This window comes from Corallococcus sp. AB018, assembly GCF_003986945.1.
Lineage (GTDB): Bacteria > Myxococcota > Myxococcia > Myxococcales > Myxococcaceae > Corallococcus > Corallococcus exiguus.
The window spans coordinates 1-12,492 of sequence record NZ_RAWR01000265.1 but is presented as its reverse complement, the minus strand read 5'-3'; the positions used below and the strand labels follow the sequence as shown (position 1 = coordinate 12,492).

At 67.0% G+C, this 12,492-nt stretch carries 9 protein-coding genes; 7 read left to right on the top strand and 2 right to left on the bottom strand.

Features of this window, described 5'->3' with window-relative positions; all coding sequences use genetic code 11:
• From D7Y11_RS37530 to D7Y11_RS37520, 3 genes are all read left to right on the top strand, one after another.
• A partial coding sequence (locus tag D7Y11_RS37530) for an alpha/beta hydrolase (RefSeq protein ID WP_126936078.1) occupies positions 1 to 772 on the top strand: 772 nt, incomplete at its 5' end.
• A 155-nt stretch (positions 773 to 927) separates the two neighbouring features.
• A complete protein-coding gene (locus D7Y11_RS37525; RefSeq protein ID WP_121752801.1) occupies positions 928 to 2,538 on the top strand; it encodes a DUF262 domain-containing protein in 1,611 nt (536 codons plus the stop codon).
• Positions 2,535 to 3,740 carry a type II toxin-antitoxin system HipA family toxin gene (locus D7Y11_RS37520; RefSeq protein ID WP_121752802.1) on the top strand — a complete coding sequence of 402 codons (1,206 nt, stop codon included), beginning with the start codon at positions 2,535 to 2,537 and terminating at the stop codon, positions 3,738 to 3,740. Before D7Y11_RS37525 ends, D7Y11_RS37520 begins: the two co-directional genes overlap by 4 nt.
• Before the next feature lie 28 nt (positions 3,741 to 3,768).
• On the opposite strand, the gene D7Y11_RS37515 is transcribed toward D7Y11_RS37520, so the two are convergent.
• Complete coding sequence (locus D7Y11_RS37515) at positions 3,769 to 4,578, bottom strand: oxidoreductase (protein WP_126936077.1); 810 nt, start codon at positions 4,576 to 4,578, stop codon at positions 3,769 to 3,771.
• A 118-nt stretch (positions 4,579 to 4,696) separates the two neighbouring features.
• Between D7Y11_RS37515 and D7Y11_RS37510 the strand changes: the two genes are divergently transcribed.
• A complete protein-coding gene (locus D7Y11_RS37510) occupies positions 4,697 to 5,584 on the top strand; it encodes a LysR family transcriptional regulator (protein WP_121752804.1) in 888 nt (295 codons plus the stop codon).
• A gap of 101 nt (positions 5,585 to 5,685) precedes the next feature.
• Here the strand turns inward: D7Y11_RS37510 and D7Y11_RS37505 are convergent, their stop codons facing one another.
• On the bottom strand, positions 5,686 to 7,557 hold the full coding sequence (locus D7Y11_RS37505) for a M23 family metallopeptidase (RefSeq protein WP_158642044.1): 1,872 nt from the start codon (positions 7,555 to 7,557) through the stop codon (positions 5,686 to 5,688).
• A 230-nt stretch (positions 7,558 to 7,787) separates the two neighbouring features.
• On the opposite strand from D7Y11_RS37505, the gene D7Y11_RS37500 reads away from it, so the two are divergent.
• The 3 genes from D7Y11_RS37500 (at position 7,788) to D7Y11_RS37490 (ending at position 12,240) form a co-directional block, all read left to right on the top strand.
• Entirely contained in the window at positions 7,788 to 10,337 is a 2,550-nt protein-coding gene (locus D7Y11_RS37500) for a hypothetical protein (protein WP_126936075.1), read from the top strand.
• Positions 10,334 to 11,170 (top strand): hypothetical protein, encoded by an 837-nt coding sequence (locus D7Y11_RS37495; RefSeq protein WP_126936074.1) that lies wholly within the window; start codon positions 10,334 to 10,336, stop codon positions 11,168 to 11,170. The genes D7Y11_RS37500 and D7Y11_RS37495 overlap by 4 nt, the downstream gene beginning before the upstream one ends.
• Before the next feature lie 203 nt (positions 11,171 to 11,373).
• Complete coding sequence (locus D7Y11_RS37490) at positions 11,374 to 12,240, top strand: hypothetical protein (protein WP_233607518.1); 867 nt, start codon at positions 11,374 to 11,376, stop codon at positions 12,238 to 12,240.
• The last annotated feature ends 252 nt before the right edge of the window (positions 12,241 to 12,492 follow it).

Here is a 12,492-nt window from a genome sequence, read left to right as displayed (position 1 = left end):
GTTGAGGGTGGAGGGCGAGAAGGTGGCGGTGTGGAGCTGGGGCGAGGGTCCCCGGGTGCTGCTGGTGCACGGTTGGAGTGGCTACGGCGGGCAGCTCACGGCCTTCGTGCAGCCCCTGGTGGACGCGGGGTTCTCGGTGGTGACGTACGACGCGCCGGGGCACGGGGCGTCCTCCGGGCGCACCAGCTCGCTGCCGGAGCTGGCGGGAATGGTGGCGGCGGTGGGGCAGGCGACGGGCGGGCCCTACGCGGTGGTGGCGCACTCGTTCGGCGCGGCGGCCACGGCGGTGGCGCTCCGGGACGGGATGAAGGTGGAGCGCGCGGTCTTCATCTCGCCGCCCGCGGATCCGCTGGCGGGCATCCGGGCCTTCGCGGACACGGTGGGCCTGTCGGAGGCCATGTGGCGGCGGATGGCGGCGCGAATCGAGGAGCGTTTCGACATGCGGCTGGCGGACCTGGCGCTGCCAGCCTTCGCGCCAGGGCTGGACGTGCCGCTGCGCATCTTCCACGACGTGGGGGACCGCGAGGTGCCGCTGAACGCAGGCGAAGCGGTGGCGCGCGCGTGGCCGGGCGCGAAGCTCACGCGCACGGAAGGCCTGGGGCACTTCCGCATCCTTTATGCTCCGGAGGTGCTGTCGCCCGCGGTGGACTTCCTGGCGGAAGGACGGCCGAGCCATGCCTGGCCCGGGCCGGAGTTGCTGGCGTCAGTGGCGTCCTCGCGAGGGCCCATCCCTTTGAGCAAGGCAACACCAGCCCGGTCGGTCTCGCGGTAAGCGTCACGGCCGAGGTCGCCGCACGGCGGGCAACTCACTGTCGATGTGCTGCCAGAGGGGCAGTTCCATCCCGTGCCAGCGGCTCGCGCGGTGCTGGCGCTGGGAGCGGGGCGTTCCTTGCGCGGTGGGTCGGACGTGGGTAAGCAATCCACACGATGGAAAAGACCCGACTGGAGCGTCGACCCGAGGCCCGCGCCTTCATGGTGGACACGCTGCTACAGCACGTGCAGGACGGGCGGATCCGGGTCCCCGACTTTCAGCGCCCGCTCAAGTGGCGCGCCACGCACGTGCTGGACCTCTTCGACAGCGTCTACCGGGGCTTTCCCGTCGGGGACCTGCTTCTCTTCAAGGGACCGGCGGAACCGGCGTCCCTGCATTTCGGGCCGTTGCGCATTGATGCGCCGCGAATGACGGATGCTTACTTCGTGGTGGATGGACAGCAGCGCCTGACGGCCCTGGCGGCCGCGATGCTGCATCCAGATCGCCACCCACGCGGGGACATTCATTCCGTCTGGTTCGACCTGGAGGCGGAGCAGTTCGTGCACCTTCGGGCCGCCGAACCACCGCCCCACTGGATTCCGGTCAACGTCGTAGCAGATTCGTTCAAGCTCCTCACCTGGCTCAACGAATGGCCCTTTCGGAGCACGCGTCCTGACCTCGTCCAGGGGGCCATCGCCCTGGGGAAGGCGCTACGCGAGTACCAGGTCCCCTCGTACATCGTCGAAAGCACCTCCCAGGAGGTCATGCGACTCATCTTCACGCGGGTCAACACCTCGGGTGTGCCCATGCGGGAGAGCGAGGTCTTCGAGGCGCTTTTTGGTGGGCAGAAGCCGCGTCCCATCGAAAGCGCTTGCAACCGCCTTCAGGCGGAGACTGGCTTTGGAAAGATAACCACGGACCTGTTCATCCACTGCCTGAAGGCGGTGGAGGGGATCGACCTGCGCCAGAACTTCATCCGGAGAGGAGGGGCGGTGGACAGCGTCCATCCGGAGGCCGTGGAGCGGACCGAAACGGCGCTGAGACATGCCATTGGGTTCCTGGCGGACGACGTGGGCATCCCTCACCGTCGGCTGCTCCCATACCCCTTGTCCCTCATCGTGCTGACGCGCTTCTTCCATCTGCACCCACGCCCCCACCCGCGCACCCGGACCCTCCTGTCCCGCTGGGTGTGGCGAGGCGCACTGTCCAAGGTCCATGCGGAGGCCGCTCTTGAAAACATCCAAAAGCTCCAGTCGGACATTGACGAAAGCGAATTTGATTCGGTGGATCGGCTGCTGGAAAGGCTTCCCTTGGTGTTCAACCTGGGCTTTGCCTTGTCATCGACTCCTTGGAGTGTCGGAAGCGTGGAGATGCGCTTGTGCGCGTTAGCCCTGCTGCACTTGGGGCCGCGTGACCCGGAGAGTGGAGAGCGCTTCCGGTTGGATGAAATCCGCACATGGCTTGATGAGCGTGATTTGGAGCAGGTCTTCATCCCTATTTATCCGGGCGCGCAATATGTCGTTGAACGCTATTTGCTTCCGAATGAAGAGAAATTTCACGCCTTCAAGAGTGCGTCGGTGGAGGTCCTGCGAAGCCATGCGCTGGATGAGCACGCCGTGAAGTCACTGGATTTGGAAAGCCCCCACACTCTCATTGATCGCCGGAACGACATCCTGGACGAGTGGCTCAACCAATTTTTCTCGGAGCGCATTGCCTCGGACGATGGTGACCGTCCGCCCATCGCAGAGTTGCTCCGCCGGGTTGACGCACAGGTGACGTCTCCGTGAGGGCTCTGGAGGTATGGATCGGGGATACGCGCGTCGGGCTGATCGAACATCTGGAGGAATGGGAGTACCGCTTCTCCTTCGACGCGGCCTGGCTCCAGGCCCCAGCGCGCCCGGTCCTGGGACAGTTATTCGAGGACCGCAAGCCTTACGACATCCCCACCACGGGGCACGTCCCCATCTGGTTCTCCCACCTGCTTCCCCAGGGGCCGCTGCGCCGCGCCCTTGCACGGGAGCTGGGGGTGGACACGGATGATGAGTTTGAACTTCTGGAGTACCTGGGCGCGGAGCTGCCTGGCGCGATCGTCCTGATTCCCGGCCAGCCACGGTTGTCGACTCAGCCTGTCCCGCGTGCGCGAATCGAGCCGCCCAGCGCGGCGAAGCTGCGCTTCTCCCTGGCCGGAGCACAGTGGAAGCTCTCGGTCCGCGAGGGAGAGCGGGGGCTGACCGTCCCCGTCCAGGGTGAGAAAGCAGGTGCATGGATCGCCAAGTTCCATGACCCCAGCTTCAAGGACCTTCCCCGGATCGAGCACTCGACCATGACCTGGGCAGGGCTTTCGAAGATAGAGGTGCCCACCTTCCGGATGGCGCAGGTCTCTGAGTTCGCGGACCTGCCCCAGAACATCCCCACGGGCGACGGTTCCGTCTTTCTCATCGAGCGCTTCGACCGGACGTCCACGGGACAGCGCATCCACATGGAGGACATGGCCCAGGTCTTCGACAAACCTCCCGGCGATTCTCAATATGGCGGGCGCTATGAATACCTCGCGGCCCTGCTCGCCTACCTCTCGCCAGATGACGTCCGCGCGTTCTGCGAGCGGCTGGTCTTCTGTGTGCTGAGCGGCAACACGGATGCGCATTTGAAGAACTGGTCATTGCTTTATAAGGATGGACGTCATCCCAGGCTGTCTCCCGCCTACGACCTGATTTCATCCGTGCTCTTCGCGCCCGAGTCCATCAGCGATGACCTGGCGCTGAGCATCGGAGGCTCACGTCAGTTCGAAGACGTTCGTCTTGACTCATTCAAGGCCTTCGCCGAGGTGAGCAACCGTACCTTCGCCGAGGTGACCACCTGGGTCACCCAGGCGGTCGAGCTGATCCGCACCGTCTGGCAGCAGGAAGCCAAACACCTCCTGCTGCAGGACTCAGAGCGCCAACGCATTGAACGGCACCTGAAACGCGTTCCCCTCGCTCAGCAGGCTTGAGCAGAGCGGTGAGTGTCAGACACCAGGCTCAGCTGAAATCCGTGGAGAGCGAGAGGGCGCGGTGGGCCTCCAGCTCGCGGGCCACGAAGGCGTTCTTCTCCTCCAGGGCCTTCACCGTGTCGCTGCCCAGGGCCAGCCGCAGCGGAGGCTGCTCCAGCTTCACCAGCTCCATCATCGCGGTCGCGAGCTTTGCCGGGTCGCCCGGCTGCTGGTGGTTGAGCTCGACCGCGCGAGACCGCATCGCGCCGGACGTCTGCGCGTAGTCGGGGATGATCCGCTCCGCCCGGGTGAGTGACGCCGCGTCCAGGAAGTCGGTGCGGAAGTAGCCGGGCTCCACCACCGTGACGTGGATGCCCAGCGGGGCCAGTTCATCGTGGAGCGCCTCGCTCAGGCCCTCCACGGCGAACTTCGTGGAGCAGTACACGCCCCAGCCCGCGGACGAGCGGTAGCCGCCAATGGAGGACAGGTTGATGACGTGTCCGGAGCGCTGCTGCCGCATCACGGGCAGCACCGCGCGGGTAACGGCGAGCAGGCCGAAGACGTTGGTGCGGTAGAGCTTCTCGATTTCGGCGGCGCTCGACTCCTCCACGCCGCCGAGCAGGCCGAAGCCCGCGTTGTTGACGAGCACGTCGATGCGGCCCGCCTCCGCCGCGACGCGCTGGGCCTCGGCCTCGTCGGTGACGTCCAGCTTCGCGACCACCAGCCTCGGGTGGGCCGCCAGGGGAATGCTCTGGGGATTGCGCGCGGTGGCGATGACACGGTCTCCCGCGTCGAGCGCCGCCTGGGCGATGAGGACTCCGAAACCACGGGATGCGCCAGTGATGAGCCAGGTCTTCATGTGCGTGCTCCTCGTCAGGGGTTACGAGCGAAGAGATAGACCTGGACCGTCCATGAGAGAATGCGCACGCAGAGCACAAGACCGTTGAATCCGGCTCAACAGTAGAAAGGCAGCCCCCATGCAGGCCGACGTCCGTGAGCTGACGGTGTTCCTGGAGATCGCCCGGCATCTGAACTTCCGCCGAGCGGCGGGGGCGCTGGGCGTGACGCCGTCCGCGCTGAGCCACAGCCTGCGGGGGCTGGAGGAGAAGCTGGGCCTGCGGCTGGTGCACCGCACCACCCGGAGCGTGGCGCTCACCGCGGCGGGCGAGCGGCTCGCCGAGCGGCTGCGGCCGGCGTTCCGGGACATCGACGACGCGCTCGATGACCTGAACACGTTCCGTGAGGCCCCCGTGGGAAAGCTGCGCATCAGTGCGGCCCGGGTGGCGATCCGGTTGGCCCTGCTGCCGGTGCTGCGCCCGTTCCTGGAGGAACATCCCGGCATCGAGGTGGAGCTCGTCGACGGCGCCGCGTTCGTGGACATCGTGAAGGAGGGGTTCGACGCGGGCGTGCGCTTCCACGAGCGCGTGGCCGCGGACATGGTGGCGATTCCGCTGGGCCCCCGGCTGCGTTCGGCCATCGTCGCCACGCCCGCGTACTTCGCGAAGCATCCTCCGCCGAAGACGCCCATGGACCTGGCCGCGCATGACTGCATCCAGTTCCGGTTCTCCAATGGCTCACGCTACGCGTGGGAGCTGGAGCGCGACGGCAAGGCCCTGGAGGTGGAGACGCGAGGCTCGCTGGCGCTGAGCGACCAGGTGGAGATCCTCGAAGCCGCGCTCGCGGGACTGGGGCTGGCCTATGTCTTCGAGTCGCAGGTGGAATCCCTGCTCCGGCAGCGACGGCTGGTTCGCGTGCTGGAGGACTGGTGCCCGTCCTACCCTGGCTTCTTCCTCTACTACCCGAGCCGCAGGCACCTGCCCCCCGTGCTCAAGGCCTTCGTGGACTTCGTGCGGGCCCGGAAATGAGCCCGCAGTGGCGGAGGTGATGCCCGCCTCGGCCGCTCCGCCGAACCGCACCTCGAAGGCGCGCAGGTGCGGTCCGTCCACTCAAGGCCGTGCCAGGACGCTCAGGGCTGGACGACGTTGACGCGGGAGGAGCCGAAGGCCTCCTTCTTCCAGACGCCGTTGTCCAGGCCGCGCACGTACGGGGTGCCCTGGAACAGGGTCAGGTCATAAGCGCGGATGCCGCCCGGGTGCTCGGCCCAGGTGCTGCCGTTCGTGGAGAACCAGAGGCCGTCATTGGCCCCGATGCCCCACAGCTTGCCGGTGGCGCCGTCCACCGCCAGCCGCTTCAGCGTCGTGGTGGCGGGCAGCTGCACGAACGAGGAGCCGTTGTGCTTCCAGACGCGGTCATCCATGCCGATGAGGTAGGGGATGCCCTGCGCGACCGCGATGTCCTTGCCCGTCGAAGCAGTCGGCGTCTGCGCGCTCCACACGAGGGTGGTGGGGTTGAAGGAGTAGACCTTGTCGTCCAGGCCAATGACCCAGACCTTGCCGGTGGACTCATCCACCGTGAGGCGCTTCGCCGTCTGCGACGTCTGGATCCACCCCGAGCTGGTGCCACGGTAGACGAAGTCGTTCATCCCAATCAGATACGGAATCGTGGCGGTGACGGCGATGGCCTTCGCGCTGCCGCCCGGGTTCACGTCCAGGTAGACACCGGTGTTGTAGGGGACACTCAGGCGGTCGTGGGTGGTGAGGACCGCGCCCGTGCTGCTGCCCACGGTCCACAGCTGGCCATTGGAGCCCAGCGCGAAGTCGTTGACCACGGAGTTGTTCAGCACCACCGGCGCGCTCGCCGCGGGCCAGAGGAGCGAGTTGATGTGATTGGGCGCTGCTCCGCTGGGAATGCCCACGCCGTTCATCGGGGACCAGGGCGCGAGCTGCTCCAACCCGAACCAGGGCGTCAGCACCGCCTGGTCGATGGCGTACGCGCTGTTGAGCGGGACGGGGCGCAGCGGGCCTCCGCACTGGGGGGACCACAGCGTCGACGACGCGTCCGACTTGATCGCCCCGATGTGGAGGTGCGGCTTCGAGGAGCTGCCCGAGTTGCCCAGCAGGCCCAGGAAGTCGCCCTCATGGACCACCGCGCCCACGGTGAGCAGGCTGGGGTTGAGCGTGCCGGCCTGCATGTGGGCGTACCCGACCAGATACGTGCCGTTGTCGATGGTGAAGCTGTTGCCGCCGCCGTGCGACGCCGGGTTGACGGAGCCCACCGGGAAGTTGGTCGCGTCGGTGTTGACGAAGTCCGTCACCGTGCCCCCGGTGACGGCGTAGATGGGCTTGCCCCACTGCCGGTAGTGCTCGTTCTGCGAACCGTCGGTGCCCGGAAGCACGTCGGACCAGCCGGAGCCCGTCCAACCATAGACGCCCACGTCATAAGCGAAGAGCTGGCAGCCCTGGACGCTCGCGCCGTGCACCGCGCCCATGCCCTGCCAGTATTCGTGGGGGCGCAGGTCGCCCACACGGCCCCAGAATCGGTTGCTGCCGGACGGCGTGGGCGCCTGGTAGGCGGCGAGCGTGAACGTCTCCGTCACCGGGGTCGCATAGCCCGTGAAGAAGAGCCGCATGCGGATGCTGTTCGGCGCCGGGTTCGGCAGGATGATGTTCTGGGCGGCGCTGAACGACCAGTTGCGGACCGCGTTCGCGGGCACGACGAGGCTGGTGGACATGCCCGTCAGCACCGTCGTGCCGGGAAAGTCGATCAGGATCTGGGTCAACGTGACGGACGTCGCCTCGTTGTTGCGCAACGCCAGCGCGAGCGACACCTGGTGGCTGGGGCCCGACCCGCCGAGGGAAGGGGACGCCATGGTGAGATAGCGGATGGCGCCTCCCTCCATGGGTTCGTAATAGGTCGTGACAGCCGGTGCCTGGGCGAGCGCGAGCTGTCCCCACAAAAGACTGGGCAACAACAGCAGCAGGGTGCGGAGCTTCATCATGGGTGCGGGGGTCCTTGGTTTGGAGCAGGCCCTCCCCAGAGCAACACGCGTACCAAGGCACGCTCCCCCCGGAAGCGTCCTCGTTCGGGGCCCGGGGCAGGAGGGGGGCGGCAAGGCCCGCATGCAAGTCCTGCACGACCACGGCAATCCTTGCCGTTGTCCTCGCTGCCTCCCAGGGGGGAGCCCCACGGCATGCGCGGTGCAATCCGGGTGCTCGACCCGGAGGCATCATGCAACGCGTTCCACTCTTGTTGGCCCTCGCCAGCCTCATCCCCACGGGGGCGCTGGCGGCGCCTCACGTCACGAAGCTTCTCCCGCAGGACGCGGGGGTCCACTGCAGCCCCGCGACTCCGTGCATCCAGCCCACGGCGGATGGCATGGTTTCCGCCCTGGAGTACGCCGACGGCAAGAAGTTCCCGCTGCAGGACTACGTGAACGGGGGGCCCAACGGAGACCTGTTCCTCTCCGTCTCCGACAACGCCAGCTACACCGCGGACGAGTGCAACGTGGGGAAGCCCCAGAATCCCTGCCACGTGCAATCCCTGTTCATTGGCATGCGCCTGCCCAAGCCCAGGAATGCCAGCGGGAACTTCGTGGGCCTGGAGGGCACCGTCAGCGTCTGGCTCGATGCGAAGCGCGGCGAAACCCTCCAGCTGGCCTCCGGCGCGCACGTGCCTCGTGACGAGGACCGGCGCATCACGTTGAGCTACTCCACCGTCAAGGGCTTCGCGACCACCGTCCAGAGCAAGGGGAACCTCGGCGGCACGGATGGCTGGAGCGCGCTCGCGACCCCCACCGAGGCCTGGGCCACCTCCGTGGTGGTGTCGAGCCCGTCCTCGGACCCGGCCCACGTCCACATCGAGTTCGAGATCAAACTGGCGCCGGGCCTCCCCGTCGGAGGCGCGAGCGAGCCGCTCCTGGCCACGGTGCGCAAGCTGGGACTCGGCATCGAACACATTCCCGTTCCGACGACCTCCGCGCAGACGGTGGGTGGCGGCCGGTTCCCCAACCGCGCGGGCCTGTCGTCCGGCGGCACCCTGACGGGCAACTGGGAAACGCTCGAGTTCGCGAGCCCGACACCGATTCCGCTCAGCTTCACCATGTGGAACGTGGGGCAGATGCCGGATGTGACCGCCTGGGTCGAGGATGGCGGCTCGGGGGAAATCGATACCGTCGCCCAGCGGATCTTCCGCAAGGAGGTCGCCTGCATCTCCGAAATCTGGATGGCGCATGAGCGCGGCGAGCTCATCGAGAAGGTCAACGCGCTGCGCGCGGGCGCGCTGCTGCCGCCCATGCAGGCCGTCACCGAGCTGAATGACAACATCCTCCAGCCGTCCCTGTTCAGCACGGGACTGGTGTTGCTGTCCTCGCGGCAGATCCTCGAGGGTGGGGTGCACCACTTCCCCTTCGGTATGTGCACCGGCAGCGACTGCGCCCAGGCCAAGGGCGTGCTCTGGGCGCGCGTCGCCACGCCCGCCGCGACCGCCCCTGTCTTCGTCGATGAACACGACACCCCCACGCTCGCCAAGGGGACCGACTACGCCGAGTTCGTCGACGTGTTCTGCACCCACGTCAACGCGGGAGAAAACACGGCGGGGCCCGATACCACCGCGCGCGAGAACCAGTTCTCCAACATCAAGGCCTACGTCCAGCAGGTGCGCCAGGGCGGACCCCTGACCGATCCCGTCTTTGGCTTTGACGTCCATGACGCCTTTCCCCAGGGCACCTGGCCGAGCGGCCTGGACCGCCCCGCCTTCCTGCTGGGGGACCTGAACACCGTGGGGCCCAAGGGCGTGCAGACCAACGTCGCCTTCAACCAGTACGCCGACATGGTGGGCCCTGGCCTCCTGGACATCAGCACGCTGAGCGAGTTCGACAAGGCCAACACCCAGTTCTCCGAGATGCGGGACCTGGCCCGGGTGGTCTCCGGTCCGAACTCGATGGCGGGCGGAACGTGGCTGTCCAGCGTCTGCACCGACAACGTGGTGAACGAGCTGGATGCCAAGAAGCGCCTCGACTACGTCCTGGTGTTCCCGGCCCAGGACACCTTGGACTTCCCCGCGTTCGCGTTGCTCAACGGCACCACGGCGAGCGTCAACCCGCACTTCGATCCCACCTCCGGCAGCGAGGACTCCGAGGGAAACCTCGTCCAGCAATGCCTGTCGGATCACGCCATGGTGGATGTCACCGTGCAGCTGGCGCGGGTGAAGGACGTCGTGAAGTACAACCCGATGAAGAAACACCGGGTCGAGTACGCCGTGAAGCAGGTCACCGACCTGGAGACAGCGAGCGGCTGCTGCGCTGACTGGTTCTCGCCGCGCGTGCTGATGATCGCCAATGGCTTCACGAAGCTGAACACCTTCCTGAACATCAACGAGGGCCAGACCATCTACCCGAACTGGCGAGTGCACACGGGCGCCGACAGCCTCCTCCCGGACCTGCCGGTCGGTTTCTCGGGGGCGGTGAACATGACGTCGGCCATCTGGGAGTCGGACTCCGGCCCGAACGACCACTACGACTCCACGCCTGAGAGCAGCGCCATCCTGGAGGCGGACGACAAGGACGCGCACCTCACCTTCTTCGCGAACAGCGGCGTGCTCCGCCGGGTGAAGGGCGAGTTGACGGCCATTGACTGGCTCGCCGGGGTGGAACTCCTGGGGAGCTTCATGGACGGCTACGAGAACGGCATCACCGTGGAGACCGAAGGACACGACACGGCCACGGGCGACAACGCCCGCGTGCGGCACTACTTCAACGTGAAGGAAATGGAATCGCCATGAGCACGATGAACCTGAAGTGCGCGGTGCTTGCACTGGTGCTGGGGGGCACGGCCCAGGCGGTCGAACCCATGGTGCCCTACGACAACTTCAACCCGATGAAGTCCAACCCTCCACGCGCGACGAAGATCCGCGGCATCGACCCGGCCCGGTGGGTGGATGAGCAGACCGGAACGCGGCTGGACTCCCTCCGGGAGCTGGCCTTCACCCGCCTGCGGTTGATGAGCCGTTCGGACACGGGGACGGGCCGCTACGGCCTGCGCTTCTCCCAGTCCTCCGCGGTGACGGCCATCGCGGCGAAGGTGCGCCTGAACAATGCCAGGAGCACCGGGTGCACGGCCCCGGCGGGAGCTCCGGCGGCCCAGAGCACCGCAGAGCTCACGGGCCACTTCTTCAACACCCGGGGCGCGGTGGGAAGGAGCCTGCAGGACGACGTCACCGCTTCCATCCGCATGGTCTCCCGGTCCACGGACCCCGTCGGCTCCCAGGCGCTGCGGGTGGAGGCGCTTGTCGAGCGGTGCACGGACGCCTCGTGCTCGACCCGCGCGCAGCTCTTCACGGCGGACCTGGGCCTGGTCCACCAGGGCGAGCAGGCGGCGCTGCGGCTCCAGTGGGACGTGGCGAATCACCGCTTCGTGTTCCAGCGCGACACGCAACCCGAGGTGTACGGGGCCTACACCGTGACGGACACGCACGCGCCCGGCAGCTCGAGCAAGGCCCTGGTGGTGACCCATGACCTGCCCACCTGCGCCAGCGGCACCCCGGCGCCCCTGGGGTATGCGAACGCGTACTTCCACGACGTGTTCGTGAACGAGTCCGCGGCGCCCGCTCCCTGACGGCCCTGAAATGGAAACCATCGCGATTGGATGTTTGTCGTTGGCCAACGCAAGGGGAGTCATGGACTTGCATTGCGTGGGTCACGACAGCCACAGTCGGCATGACGCTTCCCCTGTCTGTTGATGGAGCCCCCATGCCCAGCAAACTGCGGTCGACTTCCTTCTCCAGCCGGAGTCCCAGTCCCAGTGGCTCCGGGGGCAGTGTGACGCCGACGCGCAGTCCGTCGCCTCCGCCCCAGACGCAGACCTCTGCTTCCTCCTCGACGAAGCGCCCCCGGGATGATGCGGATACGTTCGACGCGGGCACGTCGAAGCGGCCCAGGCGGGCCGCGGCCACGGGCGAAACGCCCCCCACGGCCGCTGAGTTGTACAAGCAACAGAACGCGGTGGGCCTGCAGGACACCCACTCCGCCCGCACCGGCGACATGTCGTCCCTGCGCACCACGCAGGACACACCGCAAGACGGACTCAACCTGCTGTCCCACGTCGGCAGTCAGGCGAAGGACAAGAAGGGCCTCTTCTACGAAGGCCCCGTGGAGCGGCGAGGGCTCGGGCCCCAGCAGGTCCTCACCGCGGTGCCGGACCGCGACAAGGGCGAGCACACCAATGTCTTCAAGGGCATGACCGGGGGCGAGCCCAGCTCCACGAAGTACCAGCAGGGGCTTGGCACCGCCGACAGGGACACCCCCTACGAAATCCTCCACGGCATGGGCCATGGCGAAGGCGGCAAGAAGACGCAGTCGGCGCAGAACCTGGCCTCGGCCTCCCACGGCGCCAACACGGCGATGATTCCCGCGGACAAGGCCATTTCCGGCAACCCGGACATCCTCGTGGACACGCGCTTCAACGTCCGTCCCGGCACCCACCGCGCCGAGTCCGTGGACCAGACCTTCTTCCACAAGGACCGCCCCACGGAGCCCATCTTCCAGCAGCGCATCGACGGCGACATGCCCAAGGTCACCACGAGCCAGTACAAACAACTCCAGAAGGACGCGGAGTTCCTCAAGGACCGCGAGCGCCTCTCCGCCGCCGTCGACCTGCTGAACTTCCACGACGGCGGCAAGGGCTGAGGGGATGAGAAAAAATTAACGATTCTGATGCATCCAAAGTATGCATAAGCGCTGCTGTGCGAGCATGAATCGCCATGGCGGGGAGCAAACGGCCGCGAGTGCGTGTGCTCCGGCCGAAACGGACGCGGTGAGCGTCAAGGTAGTTGTCGCGTGAGAGGGTTCAGCCGATGTGCTTCAGCTCCTGCACTTCCGGTGAGGGGTTGAGGCGCACGGGGCCCGCGGGCGTCCAGTCGCGGGTGTCGCGGCTCCAGC